This is a genomic window from Nostoc sp. DedQUE07, assembly GCF_034530975.2.
In the GTDB taxonomy this organism is placed as follows: domain Bacteria; phylum Cyanobacteriota; class Cyanobacteriia; order Cyanobacteriales; family Nostocaceae; genus Nostoc.
Map to the genome: position 1 here is coordinate 13,683 of NZ_JAVRCC020000075.1, position 17,188 is coordinate 30,870.

Here is a 17,188-nt window from a genome sequence, read left to right on the forward strand (position 1 = left end):
AAGCCCTGATTTTTCTGTTAACCATTATCATTAGCTCAGAGCTATTGATAATTATCTTGTGGAAAAAGCCACGCTTTTTCGGTGTTTGAAGACTTACCGTGAAAAGTCAGAACAAACTTTTGGTCGGCTGATGGGATATCAGCGATTAATCAGAGATACGCGAGTTATTGCCCGAAACATCGGAGACTTTTATTTATCTTGCCATGATCCGCATTATATGAGGCTATTAGCATAATATTTTACCTCTAAAAAACTTTTCAAGCATCCTCTTAGAGGATAAACTGATCGTTGGAGGTAGTAAAGATATATTTGTGCTTGGCAGTTTCTACACTGCGTCTAACCAATTTGCGATTATTCAAGCTTTCGCACCCAGCGAGTTGGACAAGATTCAGATTAAAGGCAATCTGTCTGAGTACACGTTAGGATAGAATCGCGACCTTCAGTTGGGAATCGGCGCATTTTACGTGGAGATTCTCTTAAACAGGAACTGGATTGCTGTTGTTCAAGATACCATCAATGTGCCGAATTCCTGATTTATTAGGCACATAAAATATTTATAGATATGCCTGTGGCTATGCCGTAGTGGTCAATATCCAGTATGCTGATATTTAATGCTGAGGCTGTTATGCATCAAAAATACAAGATTTTGCGATCGCACCAGCAGCACGTGGGTTTCAATACGTGACTACAAAATTCTTGCTATAAAAAATGAAAGGTAAAGTAATTTTTTCAAGTAACGCCTTTCGGAGATTTTGAGTTTAGTATAACTTTAAAAAAGTTAATTATAAACAGTAATTTTAGGATAAAACTAGCAAAAATGTCTCCAATAGCTGTTGGTTCTAGTTACTCAGATAATACACTAAAAACAGGAAAAGCCAAGCTCTGGATTTTATTAGTAGGTGTTAACGATTACCAAGATTCGGGCTTACCTTCTTTGCGTTACCCAGCTGTGGATTGCCAAGGGTTAAAAGAAGCACTAATAAAAGCTACACAGGGGTTTCCTAATAAAGAAGTAATTATTCATAATGATTTGGCGGCACAACCGCCGACCTTGGAAACAATTCGTCGCAGCCTGCGACAAATTGTTTCGCAAACTCGATCCGAGGATTCGCTTCTGCTATATTTTTCTGGACATGGCATGTTAGAGCCTAATACTCAGCAGGCTGTACTTTGTTTAGCAGATACTCGCAAAGATGACTTGCTGAATACGGGCTTGGATTTGCAAGAATTATTACAGATGTTGGAGGGTACTGCGGCAAATCAGCAAATAGTTTGTTTAGACACCTGTCATAGTGGAGACTTCAAGTTATTAAGGGGAAACGCTGGTAGTGCTAGAGACGGAAACATCTCTGATAATTTATTTAATTGTGCCCCAACCTTCATGAAGGTGTTACAACAACGTGCATCACAAAGTAAAGGATTTTGTGCCTTACTATCATGCGATCGAGGACAACAATCCTGGGAATTTCCAGAACTAGGGCATGGTTTATTTACTTACTACTTAATGCAGGGGCTATTAGGTGAAGCCGCTGACTCACAGGGTGTCATCGAAGCCGACGGTCTTTACAAATATGTTTATCGCCAGACGCTGCAATATATTGATAAATTAAATCAGCAACTGCGTCTGATTAATCAGCAAAAGCTCGATCGTGGGGACAGTAAACTCCATCCAGAATATCCCCTGCAAACACCCAAACGAATTGTGGAAGGAGTAGGAGAATTAATTCTTGGATTCAAACCTGATGCGGTTGAATCTCACAAACAGCGACGGGCGCTGGTAATCGATGGACTTGCAAATAAGAAAACTACAACAGACTTGAGTCGGCTATTTGCTGGGGCTGGCGGCTTTGAGGTAGAATTTTTTCCTCAGCAAGGCAAATCTTGGTCAGAAATACGAGCAACAATCCAAAACTTTCTACATTGGAGTAGTGAATCAGCAACTAAATCCGTTTCGCAGTTAGGAACAATCAAAAATACACCAACCTCCTTATTATACTTACGGGGGCACATCGAGGAAATCGAAGATGGAGAAGCCTGGTTAGTTTTAGGCGATGGAATGCGTCTAAGTCGTTCTTGGCTAAGACACGAGTTACGACGCGCTGCAAAGTCTCAACAAATAATTATTCTGGATTGTCCTGAGGCTACTTCCCTAAACAACTGGATAGAAGATTTGCATAGCGGCACGGAACAGGGACAATGTATAATTATCGGTGCTTCCACAGCAGAGGAGCCAGAACTATTTTCTCAAACACTTCTAGAAACACTGATTGCAGCCAATCCGCAAGTTGGGTTATCAATTGCCAAATGGATTACTCAATTACAAACGCATTTATCAGCAAAAGGTGTCGAACTTGATGTCTGGCTATTAGCTACACAAACAGTCATTGATATTTTACCGGGTAATATTGGTATAGTTTTTCAAGATTTACAAGCAAAGGAAGTACCATTAAACGAGGAAAACAAACAGGGAAATCAGGAAAATTTACTGCCCAAAGACGTTAATAATTTACCCAAACTAGAATTTGCTTCCCAGCCATTTCCAAATCATCCCGTCTCTGTTGCTGCTCCTATTGCTGCTGATTATTTAGAAAAAACACAACCTCAATTAAATTTCAAGCTAGACTCAGAACAGTATTCTAAATTAGAACAGTTGCTGAAGCTATCATTAGGGTCGATTGCGCTTACCATTTTAAAAAGAACTTTAAAAAAGGTAACTAACTCTAAAGAATTAGTAGAACAATTAACCTTTTACTTGTTACCAGAACAGCAACAAAGTTTTGAGCAGCAAGCAATAGCTATTTTAAAACAATCTCCTGTTGCATCTAAAACCACGTCAGATAATTCTTCAGGCATTGATCCCAGATTTATCAGTAAATGTGAGCGCGAGTTAGCCTATGCAGTTGGACCAATTGCTAATTTTTTAACTCAAAAGATTTTGAAATCTGAACCGCAAATTTCCGTACTAGAATTTGTAAGCAAGTTGGCAGCAAAAATTTCTAATAAGCAGAAGGCTTTAGAGTTTGAACATAGGATGCTTGGTAAATTAAAATAAGTTAGTGAACATTTATCGCTAGCAGCTTGCGGCAGAAAAGTATATCTATCTAGTATTGGTATTATTATTTAACATACTCAGAGCAATTTCTAAACTATACTTCATCCGGTTAAAAGCGTCCGCCAACGCTCCTATTTCATCTTTGTCTTGTTTACCAAAATTGGCATCCATATCACCGATACTCACTTTTTCTGCCACATTAGCCATTCTTTTAAGACGCTGTAGCACTGTCTTTTTTAACAAGAAATTAATAATAATAACGATGATTGTAAAAATAATCCCTAAAAGTCCTAAGATTAGATAAAAAGACCACTGAGCAGTTTTAAAAATTTCCTCAGCCGGAACATAAACAATTTGAGTGGCAACAATTTGATTAAACTTCCACCCAAACCCATGTTCTTTTCCATAGGTTACTAATTGACTTTGAGGAGCCACTTCGGGAGCGCTATGGCAACGCAGACAACTTTGTTCGCCAACTCTAAAAGGTCGAGCGGTATAAAATAATTTATTTTCAAATACATTTCGGAAACCGGATAGACTTTTTAACTCTGGTTGTTGATTAAATTTATTAATAATATCGGCTTCAAATTTGTCCGCCATATCCCTCATATTTGTGGGGTTTGGCGCAGCATCTTTGTAGATAAAATTGCTAAATCCTTGGGTTTTACGTAAAATTTCAAAAGTTTCTCTAACAGAGAATGTTGGAATAACTTCTGGAATAAATTGTTCTTGAGTGTCTACTTTCGGTAACAATAATGGTTGTACGCGGTCATTGGTATATTCTCTAAGTGAATTTGCAATTTGCATGGCAATTATTGCTTGAGAAGACACCTCTTGTTCTGCCTTTTGTTCAAGAACGCTCGATAAAGCAGTACCACTAATTAAAATCCCACCGAGAAAAGCTATTATTACAATTAAATTGACTTTTGTTCCAATTTTCATAACTATTTTTAGTATTTAAGGTTTTAGTAATATACTATAACTATAGCAATCCTAAACGAGTGATTCATGTAGCTTAGGAAAGACAAATATTTAATAATAGACAGATAATCAAAACAAGTCTTTGAGGATAGATAAAAGACATTTTGGCAGTTTTTGACTCTTCTTTTCTCTGGCTTTGTGAGAAAACCAGGTGTACTCTACACCCGTTGATGAATCCGCCCACCTGCTTTATAGACTTGTCGCTTATTAATATCAATTTTGAGATTGTCTACAACAATAACTCCCAAACTATAGCAATCCGATTTGATTTCTGAATTAATCGTAGGGACTAGGGACTGGGGATGGTGGGGCCCCCTCTGGGGATAAGGGGTAATGGGGACTGGGAAGAAGGAATAAAGGTGTACCTAGCCTCGCAAAAATCAAATATGAGTCCTATAGAAATAGAAGTGATTATTACTTCGCGCTCCTTTGATAACGCCAAACTTGCATCTGAGAAACTACAAAGAAAAGTAATTCCCATCGAATTGGATATCACTGACGATCGCTCTATCGATCGAGCAATAAAAACCCTGCACCAAAAGATTGAGCGCTTAGATGTTTTGATCGATAATGCCGGCGTGTATCCAGACATTGGGTTTACCACTGAAGCGGCGCAGTTTATGGATTGACTCGCGCTGGACGGATCGATCCGGCTCGCTCGATCGAAGCACGACTGAAGTTTGAAGAGATGCTCAGTTATGCGACTCATCTGGGGTTATACGCCGAAGAGATCGGTGCCACTGGTGAGGCGATGGGAAACTTTCCGCAAGCGTTTACCCATCTGGCACTGATTAGCGCTGCATGAAATTTGAATAAGGTTCTTGAAACTTCCTGAAATCAACATAGTGTTGCGTGTAGTAGGAAGTGTCTCTTTATTATACTTAGGCTTGGCTGGAATTATCTCAAATAATACTTAAGGGAGAAAAGAAGTTACAAGATATCAGTTAATTTTGGGTAATGAGTTTTTAATTAAAGATATTGTATTAGGGCTAAGGAGAGGAAAATGACAAATGATTTAAATTCATACCTACCTGTACCAACTAAGCAAAAATTCGCAGCTACTTTTCATATAGTCAGACCGATTAGCTTTTGGCTACAGTTAGCGCTAGGTGCTATTTCTAGCTTGGCTTTGTTATTGGCTATATTTAGCCGTAATCTCACTCCCCAAACTACAACAAATTCGGTTATGGCTTTTGGAGTATTTTTGGGAACTATGGGAATTTTAGTGCTGTGTTTCCGACTCTATTGGGTGAACCGATACAGGCGTTTAGACAAACTTTTACAGTCGCCTAATCGTGAATTACATCCAAGCAAACAGGACGTGATTCAAGTCTTACAAATTGGCTTAATTGTTAGTGCGATCGGACTGTTATTAGCTTTTTTAGCAGCTGAAGTGACCGTTATTGCTGTACTATCGAAAACTCTAGCTCTGCCTCAAGGAGTGGCAGTCTATAGACCTGAAAATGTCATTCGTTCCCTAGATATTTTTGTGGTTTTAGCAAACGTCAATCTGATTGGCGCTCATTTTGTAGGAGGCGCTACTTCGCTTGGGTTGCTTAACTGGTTGGATCAATAGCCCTGCTTGGAACTTGGTATTTGAACTCTCCTCTGCTCCCCTGCTCCTCTGCACAAGAGCCTGTCTCCACTTAATATTTTTGGGTTGGCATACCAGTAGATTTCTCCAAGCTCCAGGCACCGCATATTAAGGCGATATTCAACCTCACCATTCCATTTGATGAATCTCTGGCATGAATTTTAGAACCTAGAGCAACTGAGTTTGTCTAACCAGTCACGGCGATCGCTGGAGTCGGGGAAGCGGGTTAGCCCGGATTTCTCACCACATTTCGATCGAGCCATTGATGATGAGCGCGATTCGATTTTCGAGCGATGGCTAAATCGGGATGAACTGTTTCTTAGTGAAGTCGTGTTAGTCACTAATAATATAAGTACAACTACACTCAATACAGTTCGGTTAAACTCTAAGCGGTATTGAGAACAGAAAAAGTGAGCGTTTCTAATTTAGCTCCTTGCCCTCTATGTAGTCGATCGACTTTGGCTTGCTTCATACTCTGTATTTGGCGAAAGCATTGAACCATTTTTTATCTTATGCTGCAACGGCTTCCTTGCCATGTTGCCGCAGCAGATCCATCAGTTCATCTCGATAGTCGTGGAAGGTGGAATGACGCTTGATCGTGGGGCTACGCTCCGGCAAATTGATGGTCATCACCTTGCGTACTGTGCCAGGACAAGCACCCAAGGCATAGATGCGGTTGGACAGGAAAACGGCTTCCTCGACATCGTGGGTAATCATGAAAATTGTAATGTTGGTGCGCTGCCAGAGGTCAAGTATAAATTCATGCATTGATTCTTTAGTGTGGATATCGAGCGCACCAAACGGCTCATCCATGAGCAACACTTTAGGTTCAGATGCAAGGGCGCGGGCGATCGCAACACGTTGCTTCATCCCACCCGATAGCTCCTTGGGCAGCAAACCGCTAAAGCGGGACAAGCCGACAATGCTGAGAAAGTAGCTTGCCTGTTCGCGTCGCTCTTTTTTAGGAACGCCTTGTAGCTTGAGTCCAAACTCGGTATTTTCTTGCACGTTCATCCAGGGATAGAGCGTGTAGTTCTGAAACACCATGCCGCGATCGGGGCCTGGGCCAGCGATCTGCTTGCCATCAATGCGTACTTCTCCCGATGTCGGGCTATCGAGTCCAGCAATTTGGCGGAGTAGCGTGGATTTGCCGGAACCGGAGGCACCGACCGCGCAAATAAATTCGCCCTGCTCGATTGCCATGTTAATATCTTTGAGAACTACGAGCGTACCGGATTGAGTCGAAAAGTGTTTGTTGAGCTTATTGACTTGTAAAAACATTGGTTTAGCCTCTCTAGGTTAAATGTTCTATCGAGTTGTTTATCGCTGCTGATTTGTCCACTTGCAGGTGACGCGAAGCAGATACTGAAATAACAAATCAAATGTCAATCCGATGATGCCAATCACAATTAGTCCAACAAAGATTTCATCGGTTCGTAAAAATCGACCAGCAACGCTGATGCGTCTTCCTAATCCTTCGTTTGCGGCAATTAATTCTGATACAATCACAAGCTGCCAAGCGGCAGCTAAGTTTATCCGGCAGGCATCCAAAATGCCGGGAAGAACGTGCGGTAAAATCACCTGAGTTAGTGTTGCCCAGCGATCGCCACCCAGCATATAGGTTGCTTCAACCAACTCTTTAGGCACAAACTTTACAGTATCCATCACCATCAACGTATTGAAGAAAAACACGCCGATGAAAATCAGCATAATTTTCGGTTCTTCGCCAATGCCCAAGTAGAGAATCAGCAGTGGAATAAAGGCGGGTGCAGGCATATAGCGCATTAGACCAAATAGCGGCTCTAATAAAGCGCGAATGCTGGGAAAACTCCCCATCAAAATCCCGACTGGAATTGAGAAACTTGCTGCTAACAAAAAGCCAACAGCAACCCGCCAAAGACTTGCTACAGTGTCTTTGAGCAGTTCGCGTGTCATCCACAAGCGCTCAAAGGCTTCTGCAACTTTCGCTGGCGTTGGCAAAAACTTGGGATCGATGTTGCCGAAGCTGGTTACTGCCCACCAGAGCAATAGTGGCAGGGCAATCGAAGTAATGGTTAATACTGTATAAAGGGGCTTAGGGATATCTTCGACCAGCCGCCAAAAAACCGTAGATTTCATGGTTTTTGGTTTGGTGAATGGTTGGAGCGAGCGAGGCGGAGTGCTGTGGCTCATCGTTTAAATTTGGGGTGAGGGATTCAGGCAGACAAGTAACACCGAATTTGCTAGTTTTATCCAGACTTAGTTCGCTTTTGTATATAGGCTTTAACGAAGCGATCGTCAAATAAAAATGTTGTATTCGGTTTGTTTTTCGCCAACCCCACATCAATCAGAAATTGGCTCATTTGCTCGGTAGCATACAGTAAAGAAGCCATGTTGTTGCCAGGTTGAAAAGCTTTCAGATTTTCTTCAACTGTGAAAAGGCGCGTACCATCGGCATATTGTTTGTATTCCTCAACTGGCACACCTGCCCGTTTTGACATGATGATGTAGGCACGATCCTGGTTTTCCCGGATGTAATCAAGCGTGGCAAACCAAGAATCAACAAGTGTCTGAATTTCTTTGGGATGTTCATTCAAAAATTTACGCGACACGACCAAGTGATCGGAAATTGCACCCGGAAAGTCTTTAGAACTGAACAATTCTTTACTACCCGATCGCTGCAATGCCTGTGTTGTAAACGGTGCAAAAACGGCAACTGCATCAACTTGACCGGCAGCAAAAGCAGCAGCCGCTTTTCCTGTTTCCAAAGGCACAAACTGAATGTCTTGGGGCGTTAAGCCAGCTTTTTTCATGCCCAGCAACAGCAAAAAGTGATCGACGGTGCCTTCTTCGGCAGCCACTTTTTTACCACGCAAATCTGCAACGCTGTTGATTCCTCCTGCGACGATGACTTTATCGTTGCCGGTTGAGTTGTCGTTGACTAGCACCACGACTTGATCTGCGCCTCCTGCTACCGAACTGAGCGTATCACCAAGGGTTTGACTATTGGCATCAATTTGTCCGGCTGCAAGGGTGCTAATGGATTCAAGGTAGCCATCGAACCACTTAAGGTTAACGGTTGTATTTTTAGTTTTAAAAATTCCTTGCTCTTGAGCAACTTGCCAGGGAAACCAACCCGGCCAAGCGCTAAAGCCCAAGTTTATCGTTCTAGCTTTGCTGTTAACGGCTGCTGCTGCCTCGGCTTCGGTGGTAGTTTTAATATATACTGCTGGGTTTGTGCAGCTTACAGCTAAAGACATAACAATTAAAAATAACAGGCAAGTTGTGAGGAGCGATCGCTTTTTCATAGGCAAAATAATATTTTTTAATTGCAAATAATAAGGTAAAGGGCAATAAACTCGAATTGATATAACAAAGCCCGGAAAGAATCATTCAGCATTTAATAGCTGAAAACTTCCTCCCGGGCTTTTCCCCCGCCGTGTAATAAACTAATTAGGCGCTCAAAATTCACAACCAATTAGCTTACCGACTTCTCTTGGACCAGCATTTGTATCTAATCCAGAAACAAGTTCAACACTTGCTCCGTTTAACCCAAACCGGAACCCTAGAAGTCTATAAATTTTGCGTTCAATTAAACTTTTAAATTGTCCAGACAATTGCTCATTTAAGAACCTACTATCTAGAACAAGTAGAATACTGAAAACCTACATTTGTTTTTTCTTTTCACCGAACACTCTAACAACGAGTGAATTCCCAAATTGTATTAAATGATACGATAATTAAATAAAAGGTGAGGATTTGTTGATATTTGCATGGTTTTTTTCAAAAAAGCGATCGCTGCTCCAGAGCGATCGCGCCTGCCACTTTATTGCTTTTCAAGAGCAGATTCAGATAATTTTTAGCTGCACAAGACTGTTAAAAAGTAATTACAGATACAAATTTCTTTGATTACTCCTGCTAAAAACATAATGAACAAATATTGTGTAAAAATGCTAACCTAAATAGGAAACGCCCTATTTACAATATTGTCGAAGTTTAGCAAACTCAAATTACAAACTGAATAAGGATGAGCTTCTAGGGTTCCGATCGCGCCTTTGTGTGTGATGGCTGGTCCAAGAGAAGCAGCCGACTCTGAGCGAGTCGGTCACACGGCGGGAAAAAAGCCCGGGAGAGCCAGACAGTATGACTGTATTGGTAATCTCCTGGGCTTTGTTATTTGAGTCAATCGTTTCTTCAATTCCAGAGGTTGAGCCTTTGGCAATTCCTAAACCGATCGTCCAACCGTAACAAGAGGATTTATATGGTGCAAGCATCTGTTCTGCCGAATATGGGGGTAATCGATCCGAGCCTGATTTTGCTTGATGAAAAGCTGCCTGGTGGTGCGTATTGGCATTACGCGATCAAACGGGGAAATACTCTGCGTGTAACTGATTTGGAAGGATCTCACGGTGTTTCGATGATTTGCTACAACGCGGATAGCCCAATTGAGCGGGTTAATGTGGCAGATACCGCCAAGATTCAGTTCAACGCCTTCCTGAAAAAGGGCATGGTAATTTACTCTGACATGGGACGCATTTTGTTCTCCATCACAGAGGATACCTCCGGCTATCACGATCTCATCTGTGGTTGCAGCAATGCTGCTAGCAACGCTGCAAAATATGGCGAAGGCCCTTACAACAAATATGGCGAAAGCGATTACAACAACTCTCGCAACAATTTCCTTAAGGCTTTGGGCAAGCGTGGTTTAACTCGCAAAGACTTAATGCCTAACCTTAATTTATTTAGCCGGGTGGCAGTGCGTCCGAATGGGGATTTGGAATATGTCGCAGGCGAGGAAAAACCCGGCAGTTTTATTGATTTGCGGGCGGAAATGAATGTATTGGTAATTATTTCCAACTGTCCCCATGTATTGCACCCCGATACAGTCTACAAGCCTAAGCCAATTCAGCTTACTGTTTGGAAATCGCCTGCATCTGCACCGGACGATCTGTGCCGCACTGCAAACGAACAAGTGATTCGTGGTTTCACTAACACTGATGCGTTGTTTGCTCAAGAGTAGTTGGGCTGGAATCTGTAACTTAATTTTTTTGCATTTGAAAATAGCACAGGAGTCCTAATTATGGTCGCAACATTACCCATTGAACTCGATCCAGCAACAGCAATTTACGATCGCGAGTTGGCTGCCCGTCAGCCCTGGTCTAAAATCATCAAAAAAGGGCAAATTTTACGGATTATCGACTTACTAGGCAATCAAGCCGTTGATACATTATTTTACAACGCTTATGATTCCTCAGAGCGTTATAGCGCTCCCGATACCATTGTCCGTCAAGGCAACATTTTCATTACTACAGGCACTCAGTTGATTTCCAACGAAGGCAACGTGATGATGACTGTCATCCACGATCAGTGTGGCAAACACGATACCTTGGGTGGAGCCTGTAGTATGGAAAGCAACTCAGTGCGTTATGGATTGCACAAGAAGCATCTGCACGCTTGTGTCGAGAATTATTTGCTGGAACTGAGCAAATACGAGATGAACAAACGCGATCTCGTTAGTAATGTGAATTTCTATATGAATGTTCCCGTTAGCGAAGACGGCACGTTGGAAATTGTCGATGGTATTTCAGAAGCCGGGAAGATCGTCGATTTGCGGGCAGAGATGGATGTGATGGTGTTGATTTCTAACTGTCCGCAAATCAACAACCCGTGCAATGCTTACAATCCCACACCAATCCGGTTAATTGTTTGGGACGCAGTGTAGGCTATCGCGCATTTAATTTGTACAACTAGGGCGGGCAAGATGCCCACCCCACAAGAGATTCCTTTTTTTGAGGATGCAAATTAAAAGATTTTTAGCTTAGTAAGGTGCGTTAGCCTGCGGCGTAACACACCCTACAAAACTTAATTACGTTAGCGTAGCGCGAAAGAGTCCGCGAGCGTAATTACGAATTACGAATTACGAATTACGAATTATCTTAGCGCTGATGTTCAACAAAGTTTTGATTGCTAATCGCGGTGAAATTGCTTGCCGGATTATTCGCACCCTCGATCGCCTCGGTATTGCCTCGGTTGCAGTTTACTCCCAAGCCGATGCCCATGCTGCCCATGTTGCTGCGGCTGGGGAAGCTGTCTGTGTGGGAGAAGCTGCGGCGGCGCAAAGTTATCTTCGGACTGAGGCGATTTTGGCGGCAGCACAAGCAACCGGTGCTGAGGCGATTCATCCCGGCTATGGCTTTTTGAGCGAGAATGTGGCGTTTGCCGAAGCTTGTGCTGAAGCAGGGATTGTCTTTATTGGCCCCACACCCGATCAACTGCGGCGATTTGGACTCAAACATGAAGCAAGAGCGATCGCACAAGCTGCTGGAGTCCCACTTGTCCCCGGTAGTTTGTTGCTAGATAATTTGCAAGAGGTGAAACAGGCAGCAGCAGAAATTGGCTACCCTGTGATGATCAAAAGTACCGCAGGGGGTGGCGGTATTGGAATGCAGTTGTGCCGCAGTGAAGACACTTTGGCAGACTTATTTGAAAATGTCCAACGGTTAAGTCGGAATAATTTTAGTCAAAGTGGAGTATTTTTAGAAAAATACATCGAACGGGCGCGGCACATTGAAGTGCAAATCTTTGGTGATGGTGAAGGAAATGTCGTTGCCCTTGGTGAACGCGATTGTTCAACGCAACGGCGCAATCAAAAAGTCATCGAAGAAGCCCCTGCACCGAACATTAGTGATACTCTGCGGCAGCGCTTGTATGAGTCTGCCGTTAAACTCGGCCAGGGAATTCGCTATCAATCGGCTGGTACGGTTGAGTTTATCTACGATGTAGATACCCAACAGTTCTACTTTTTAGAGGTGAATACTCGCTTACAAGTGGAACATGGCGTAACAGAAGCGATTACAGGTGTGGATTTAGTAGAGTGGATGGTGCGTCAGGCAGCGGGCGAGTCGCTGGAGTTGACATCCTACCAGTACCAACCGCAAGGGCATTCAATTCAGGTGCGGGTGTATGCCGAAGATCCAAATAAAAATTTTCAGCCGAGTTCGGGTGAGTTAACCCAAGTGCAGTTTGCTCCTGATATTCGCTGCGATACTTGGATTGCGACTGGCACAAAAGTGTCGCCGTTTTACGATCCCTTGTTGGCGAAGGTAATTGTGCATGGAGAAACAAGAGAAGATGCGATCGCTATTCTCCAAACTGCCCTCGCCCAATCTCGCATCGACGGCATTGAAACCAATTTGGAATATCTGCGCCAAATTATTGCCGATTCGACGTTTATTCAGGGCAATATTACCACAAAATTTACTAATACCTTTACCTATCGCCCTCACACAATTGATGTGCTAGTTGCAGGCACAATGACCACCATTCAAGATTATCCTGGACGAGTGGGCTACTGGAATGTCGGGGTACCGCCCTCTGGCCCTATGGATTCTCTAGCGTTTCGGTTGGGCAACCGGATTTTAGGCAATTCAGAATCGGCAGCTGGGTTGGAGTGTACGCTATCTGGCCCCGCTCTACGCTTCAATTGCGACACGGTAATTTGCCTCACGGGAGCGCAGATGAAAGCTACCCTAGATAAACAGCCGATTTCCTATTGGACGGCAGTTCCGGTAAAAGCAGGAAGTACGCTACGGTTGGGCAACATTCAGGGCGATGGTTTCCGTACATATATTAGCGTGCAAGGCGGGTTTGATGTACCCGATTATTTAGGCAGTAAAGCAACTTTTACTCTGGGTGGGTTTGGCGGACATGGCGGCAGAGCCTTACAGGTGGGCGATGTCTTGAAATTGCATCCCTCTACGTCCCAACCGCAGCCCATTTCCCCGGAATTGATTCCCACCTACTCAAATCATTGGGAAATTGGCGTTTTGTATGGGCCTCACGGTGCGCCAGATTTCTTCACCGATGCAGACATCGAGACTTTTTTCAATACTCATTGGGAAGTACATTACAACTCAGCACGAACAGGAATTCGCTTGATTGGGCCAAAACCAACCTGGGCGCGGCAAGATGGCGGTGAAGCGGGGCTACATCCTTCTAATATTCACGACAATGCTTATGCCATTGGTACAATCGATTTTACCGGAGATATGCCAATTATCCTGGGTTTGGATGGGCCGAGTTTAGGCGGTTTTGTCTGTCCAGCAACGATCGCCGAAGCAGAACTCTGGAAAATTGGGCAACTCAAACCGGGTAACACAGTACAATTCCGTCGCCTCACCTTTGAGCAAGCATTGCAACAAGAATTACAGTTGGATCGGCAAATCGAAACCTTACAAGCAGGGGAAGCGGTGACGCTGGAGGCTGACGGTTCCGAATATCACGCGATTGTGGCAGAAATTCCCGCCGATGATCAGCAAATTGCCGTTATCTACCGTCAAGCTAGTGATAAATATTTGCTGATTGAATACGGAGATTTGGTACTGGATTTAAAGTTGCGTTTCCGGGTGCATGAGTTAATGGTTCATTTGCAAAAGAACCCCATTGATGGGATTTTGGAATTAACGCCGGGAATGCGATCGCTACAAATTCACTACGATAGCCGCATCATTTCGCAATCAAATTTAGTTACCGCATTACAAAACATCGAATCTCATCTACCGGATATTTCCGATCTAGAAGTGCCAACTCGTATTGTACATCTGCCGTTATCCTGGGATGATGAATCTACTCAACTAGCCATTCAAAAATATATGCAGTCGGTGCGAAAAGATGCACCGTGGTGTCCTAACAATATTGAATTTATTCGGCGGATTAATGGACTGGGTAGCATTGCAGAAGTTAAAGAAATTCTTTTTAATGCCAGTTACTTAGTGATGGGCTTAGGCGATGTTTATCTCGGTGCGCCAGTGGCAGTCCCGCTCGATCCGCGTCATCGCCTCGTCACCACAAAATACAATCCAGCCCGTACCTGGACTCCTGAGAATGCAGTCGGCATCGGTGGTGCATATCTCTGCGTTTATGGCATGGAGGGGCCGGGTGGCTATCAGTTTGTTGGACGCACCGTGCAGATGTGGAATCGCTACAAACAAACCGCAGATTTTAAAGATGGTAAACCGTGGCTATTGCGATTCTTCGATCAAATTCGGTTTTATCCAGTTTCTCACGAGGAGTTAATGCGCCACCGAGAGGATTTTATTGAAGGCAAGTTCAAACTAAAAGTTGAAGAAACCACGTTTAAATTTGGCGACTATCAACAGTTTTTGCAAGAAATTGCCCAAGAAACAACGAAATGCCAAACCCGCCAGCGAATTGCCTTTCGAGAAGAACGCGATCGCTGGACAGCTACAGCCGAAGATGAAAACACACTTGTCGCCGCCGATCCCCCACCAGCAGCAACAACAACTATTCCTGATAATTGCTACGCTCTAACCGCCCCAACAACAGCAAATGTCTGGCAGGTGTTAATTAAACCAGGCGATCGCATTACGGAAGACACGAGTGCGATCGTGTTGGAAGCTATGAAACAGGAAATGACTCTGTTACCGGACGATCCAGGAACGGTAGTAGAAGTCCTCTGCGAACCGGGGCAACTCGTCACCGCCGGACAGATATTAGCAATTATCCGAGGAGAAGCACCATGACGGACTTTATCAGCCTGGATATTGAATCGCTGCTTACAGCTTATCGAACCGCTCAATTGCAACCAACGGATGTCATTGAGGAAATTTATCGCCGGATTGCTGCACGGGGAAACGATGCCGTCTGGATTCATCTATTACCACAAGCAGAAGCGATCGCTCAAGCTCAAGTTCTCGCTGACAGCAATCTCGATGACTTGCCCCTCTACGGTATCCCCTTCGCCGTGAAAGATAACTAACATCGATGTGGCGAAAATGCCCACGACTGCTGCCTGTCCAGCCTACAGCTATATCCCAGAAAAAACGGCAACGGTAGTCGATCGCTTACTGCAAGCCGGGGCAATTTTGATCGGCAAAACCAATCTCGATCAGTTTGCCACAGGGTTAGTTGGGGTGCGATCGCCTTATGGAGCCTGTAGCAGTGTTTTCCACGACGATTATATTTCCGGTGGCTCTAGTTCTGGTTCGGCAGTGGCAGTCGCGGCGGGGTTAGTAAGCTTTTCTCTAGGCACTGATACAGCTGGTTCTGGGCGAGTTCCAGCAGCATTTAACAACATTGTCGGACTCAAGCCTACCAGAGGTGTATTAAGTACTTCCGGCGTAGTGCCTGCCTGTCGTTCGCTCGATTGCGTTTCCATTTTCACATTGAATTGCCAAGATGCTGCGATCGTCTGGCAAGTTGCCGGTGGCTTTGATGCCAGCGATAGTTATTCTCGCCAAATTCCACCACAAACCGCAGCAATTCCATCATCATTTTCCTTTGGAGTCCCCAAGCCAGATCAATTGAAGTTCTTCGGTGATGCAGCCGCAGCAGATTTGTATGAGCAAGGATTACAGAGGTTAAAAGCGATCGGCGGGAATCTTAGAGAAATTGATTTTCAGCCCTTTCAGCAAGCTGCTGATTTACTCTACTCCGGTGCTTGGGTAGCAGAACGGCTCGCCGCTATCCAATCATTTTTTGAAACTCAAGCTGATGCCATGCATCCCGTTGTCCGCCAAATAATTAGCAATGGTTTACGCTACACAGCAGTAGATACTTTCAAAGGTTTTTACGCTTTAGAAGCACTCAAGCAAGAAGCAGCACAGCAGTGGCAAAAAGTCAACATTCTAGCGTTACCTACCACCGGGACAATCTACACCAAAGCGGAAGTAGAAGCTGATGCGATCGCTCTCAATACTAACCTGGGCTACTACACCAACTTTGTCAACTTGATGGACTTGTGTGCGATCGCCCTTCCCTCTGGCTTTCGTGCCAACGGTTTGCCTACTGGCATCACTTTAATCGGGCAAAGTTTTCAAGATTTATCCCTGTGCCAATTGGGTATCCGCTATCACCATCAGATGGGCGTTACTTATGGCAAAACAACTTCTCTAAAGATTTCCCCATGACAATTACATCCACTAATCTGATTACTATTGCTGTTGTTGGCGCTCATCTCAGTGGACAACCCTTAAACTATCAACTGCAAGAGCGCCATGCCACCCTACTAAAAACCTGCAAAACCGCCTCTACCTATCGCTTTTATGCCCTTGCCAATACCCAACCACCCAAACCTGGATTAATAAAAGTTCTTGATGGTTCTGGGGTAGGCATTGAAATAGAAGTTTGGCAACTGAGTGCAGAAGGCTTTGGTACTTTTGTCGCCGCCGTACCCCCACCCCTAGTGATTGGCACCTTAGACCTGGGAGACGGTTCCTCAGTCAAAGGATTTTTGTGTGAACCCTATGTGATTCCCGATGCACAAGATATTTCCCAGTATGGCGGGTGGCGCAATTATCTTGCTAGTTTGTCAGATTCCTGAAGCGATGATCAAGCCCCGTTGGGGCGGGGTTACAGGTTTGGGGTGTGGGGTGTAGGTTTAGAAATAGCCAGTTTTTTCCGGCGTTTTCTCCCCGTTGTTGGCGGTTGCTCTAAAGTCTTAGGTTCAAAAGATGCTAATTGTGAATTGGTATTAGGCTTTGAGTGGAATGGCACGCTTGTAAAGCTGAAAGCTCGTCTGGGCAGGGTGTTGGGGGTAGGGTGTTGGGTGTAGGGAAAAATCA

Annotated in this window: 16 protein-coding genes and 1 riboswitch; of the genes, 11 read left to right on the top strand and 5 right to left on the bottom strand. The window is 44.0% G+C overall.

Annotated elements, in window-relative coordinates; genetic code table 11:
• Positions 1–817 precede the first annotated feature (817 nt).
• Complete coding sequence (locus RMZ95_RS31650; RefSeq protein ID WP_322684017.1) at positions 818–3,052, top strand: caspase domain-containing protein; 2,235 nt, start codon at positions 818–820, stop codon at positions 3,050–3,052.
• Between the two features lie 45 nt (positions 3,053–3,097).
• Here the strand turns inward: RMZ95_RS31650 and RMZ95_RS31655 are convergent, their stop codons facing one another.
• Positions 3,098–3,994, bottom strand: a complete 897-nt coding sequence (locus RMZ95_RS31655) for a DUF3365 domain-containing protein (protein WP_322684018.1) — start codon at positions 3,992–3,994, stop codon at positions 3,098–3,100.
• A 425-nt stretch (positions 3,995–4,419) separates the two neighbouring features.
• On the opposite strand from RMZ95_RS31655, the gene RMZ95_RS31660 reads away from it, so the two are divergent.
• The 4 genes from RMZ95_RS31660 to RMZ95_RS31675 all read left to right on the top strand — a co-directional run bounded on the left by RMZ95_RS31660 (position 4,420) and on the right by RMZ95_RS31675 (position 6,026).
• On the top strand, positions 4,420–4,662 hold the full coding sequence (locus RMZ95_RS31660; protein ID WP_322684019.1) for an SDR family NAD(P)-dependent oxidoreductase: 243 nt from the start codon (positions 4,420–4,422) through the stop codon (positions 4,660–4,662).
• Between the two features lie 59 nt (positions 4,663–4,721).
• Entirely contained in the window at positions 4,722–4,838 is a 117-nt protein-coding gene (locus RMZ95_RS31665) for a glycoside hydrolase family 15 protein (protein ID WP_409884293.1), read from the top strand.
• A 198-nt stretch (positions 4,839–5,036) separates the two neighbouring features.
• Entirely contained in the window at positions 5,037–5,609 is a 573-nt protein-coding gene (locus RMZ95_RS31670) for a DUF3611 family protein (protein ID WP_322684020.1), read from the top strand.
• Between the two features lie 201 nt (positions 5,610–5,810).
• Complete coding sequence (locus RMZ95_RS31675) at positions 5,811–6,026, top strand: hypothetical protein (protein WP_322670138.1); 216 nt, start codon at positions 5,811–5,813, stop codon at positions 6,024–6,026.
• Between the two features lie 111 nt (positions 6,027–6,137).
• Here RMZ95_RS31675 and RMZ95_RS31680 read toward each other — a convergent pair whose 3' ends face one another.
• The 3 genes from RMZ95_RS31680 to RMZ95_RS31690 all read right to left on the bottom strand — a co-directional run bounded on the left by RMZ95_RS31680 (position 6,138) and on the right by RMZ95_RS31690 (position 8,914).
• Complete coding sequence (locus RMZ95_RS31680) at positions 6,138–6,908, bottom strand: ABC transporter ATP-binding protein (protein WP_322684021.1); 771 nt, start codon at positions 6,906–6,908, stop codon at positions 6,138–6,140.
• Between the two features lie 39 nt (positions 6,909–6,947).
• The gene (locus tag RMZ95_RS31685; protein WP_322684022.1) at positions 6,948–7,745 is read right to left on the bottom strand and encodes an ABC transporter permease; all 798 of its coding nucleotides are present in this window, start codon (positions 7,743–7,745) and stop codon (positions 6,948–6,950) included.
• A gap of 110 nt (positions 7,746–7,855) precedes the next feature.
• Positions 7,856–8,914: an ABC transporter substrate-binding protein gene (locus RMZ95_RS31690; RefSeq protein WP_322684041.1), complete on the bottom strand. Its 1,059-nt coding sequence runs from the start codon at positions 8,912–8,914 to the stop codon at positions 7,856–7,858.
• 716 nt (positions 8,915–9,630) lie between these two features.
• Positions 9,631–9,740, top strand: a riboswitch (guanidine-I (ykkC/yxkD leader).
• Between the two features lie 127 nt (positions 9,741–9,867).
• On the opposite strand from RMZ95_RS31690, the gene RMZ95_RS31695 reads away from it, so the two are divergent.
• From RMZ95_RS31695 to RMZ95_RS31720, 6 genes are all read left to right on the top strand, one after another.
• Entirely contained in the window at positions 9,868–10,626 is a 759-nt protein-coding gene (locus RMZ95_RS31695; RefSeq protein WP_322684023.1) for an urea amidolyase associated protein UAAP1, read from the top strand.
• Between the two features lie 60 nt (positions 10,627–10,686).
• Positions 10,687–11,328, top strand: a complete 642-nt coding sequence (locus tag RMZ95_RS31700; RefSeq protein WP_322684024.1) for an urea amidolyase associated protein UAAP2 — start codon at positions 10,687–10,689, stop codon at positions 11,326–11,328.
• A 223-nt stretch (positions 11,329–11,551) separates the two neighbouring features.
• Positions 11,552–15,148 carry an urea carboxylase gene (uca, locus tag RMZ95_RS31705; protein ID WP_322684025.1) on the top strand — a complete coding sequence of 1,199 codons (3,597 nt, stop codon included), beginning with the start codon at positions 11,552–11,554 and terminating at the stop codon, positions 15,146–15,148.
• The gene (locus tag RMZ95_RS31710) at positions 15,145–15,384 is read left to right on the top strand and encodes a hypothetical protein (RefSeq protein ID WP_322684026.1); all 240 of its coding nucleotides are present in this window, start codon (positions 15,145–15,147) and stop codon (positions 15,382–15,384) included. Before uca ends, RMZ95_RS31710 begins: the two co-directional genes overlap by 4 nt.
• A gap of 16 nt (positions 15,385–15,400) precedes the next feature.
• A complete protein-coding gene (atzF, locus tag RMZ95_RS31715; RefSeq protein ID WP_409884288.1) occupies positions 15,401–16,534 on the top strand; it encodes an allophanate hydrolase in 1,134 nt (377 codons plus the stop codon).
• A complete protein-coding gene (locus tag RMZ95_RS31720) occupies positions 16,531–16,947 on the top strand; it encodes a hypothetical protein (protein ID WP_322684028.1) in 417 nt (138 codons plus the stop codon). The genes atzF and RMZ95_RS31720 overlap by 4 nt, the downstream gene beginning before the upstream one ends.
• 29 nt (positions 16,948–16,976) lie before the next feature.
• Here the strand turns inward: RMZ95_RS31720 and RMZ95_RS31725 are convergent.
• A partial coding sequence (locus tag RMZ95_RS31725; RefSeq protein WP_409884291.1) for a hypothetical protein occupies positions 16,977–17,188 on the bottom strand: 212 nt, incomplete at its 5' end.

What these genes read in the sequence shown, in the direction of transcription:
- RMZ95_RS31665 (WP_409884293.1), top strand. Translation starts at nt 4,722, where the DNA reads ATGCTCAGTTATGCGACTCATCTGGGGTTATACGCCGAAGAGATCGGT.
- RMZ95_RS31670 (WP_322684020.1), top strand. Translation starts at nt 5,037, where the DNA reads ATGACAAATGATTTAAATTCATACCTACCTGTACCAACTAAGCAAAAA.
- RMZ95_RS31690 (WP_322684041.1), bottom strand. Translation starts at nt 8,914, where the DNA reads ATGAAAAAGCGATCGCTCCTCACAACTTGCCTGTTATTTTTAATTGTT.
- atzF (WP_409884288.1), top strand. Translation starts at nt 15,401, where the DNA reads ATGCCCACGACTGCTGCCTGTCCAGCCTACAGCTATATCCCAGAAAAA.
- RMZ95_RS31650 (WP_322684017.1), top strand. Translation starts at nt 818, where the DNA reads ATGTCTCCAATAGCTGTTGGTTCTAGTTACTCAGATAATACACTAAAA.
- RMZ95_RS31660 (WP_322684019.1), top strand. Translation starts at nt 4,420, where the DNA reads ATGAGTCCTATAGAAATAGAAGTGATTATTACTTCGCGCTCCTTTGAT.
- RMZ95_RS31680 (WP_322684021.1), bottom strand. Translation starts at nt 6,908, where the DNA reads ATGTTTTTACAAGTCAATAAGCTCAACAAACACTTTTCGACTCAATCC.
- RMZ95_RS31695 (WP_322684023.1), top strand. Translation starts at nt 9,868, where the DNA reads ATGGTGCAAGCATCTGTTCTGCCGAATATGGGGGTAATCGATCCGAGC.
- RMZ95_RS31700 (WP_322684024.1), top strand. Translation starts at nt 10,687, where the DNA reads ATGGTCGCAACATTACCCATTGAACTCGATCCAGCAACAGCAATTTAC.
- RMZ95_RS31720 (WP_322684028.1), top strand. Translation starts at nt 16,531, where the DNA reads ATGACAATTACATCCACTAATCTGATTACTATTGCTGTTGTTGGCGCT.
- uca (WP_322684025.1), top strand. Translation starts at nt 11,552, where the DNA reads ATGTTCAACAAAGTTTTGATTGCTAATCGCGGTGAAATTGCTTGCCGG.
- RMZ95_RS31710 (WP_322684026.1), top strand. Translation starts at nt 15,145, where the DNA reads ATGACGGACTTTATCAGCCTGGATATTGAATCGCTGCTTACAGCTTAT.
- RMZ95_RS31685 (WP_322684022.1), bottom strand. Translation starts at nt 7,745, where the DNA reads ATGAAATCTACGGTTTTTTGGCGGCTGGTCGAAGATATCCCTAAGCCC.
- RMZ95_RS31655 (WP_322684018.1), bottom strand. Translation starts at nt 3,994, where the DNA reads ATGAAAATTGGAACAAAAGTCAATTTAATTGTAATAATAGCTTTTCTC.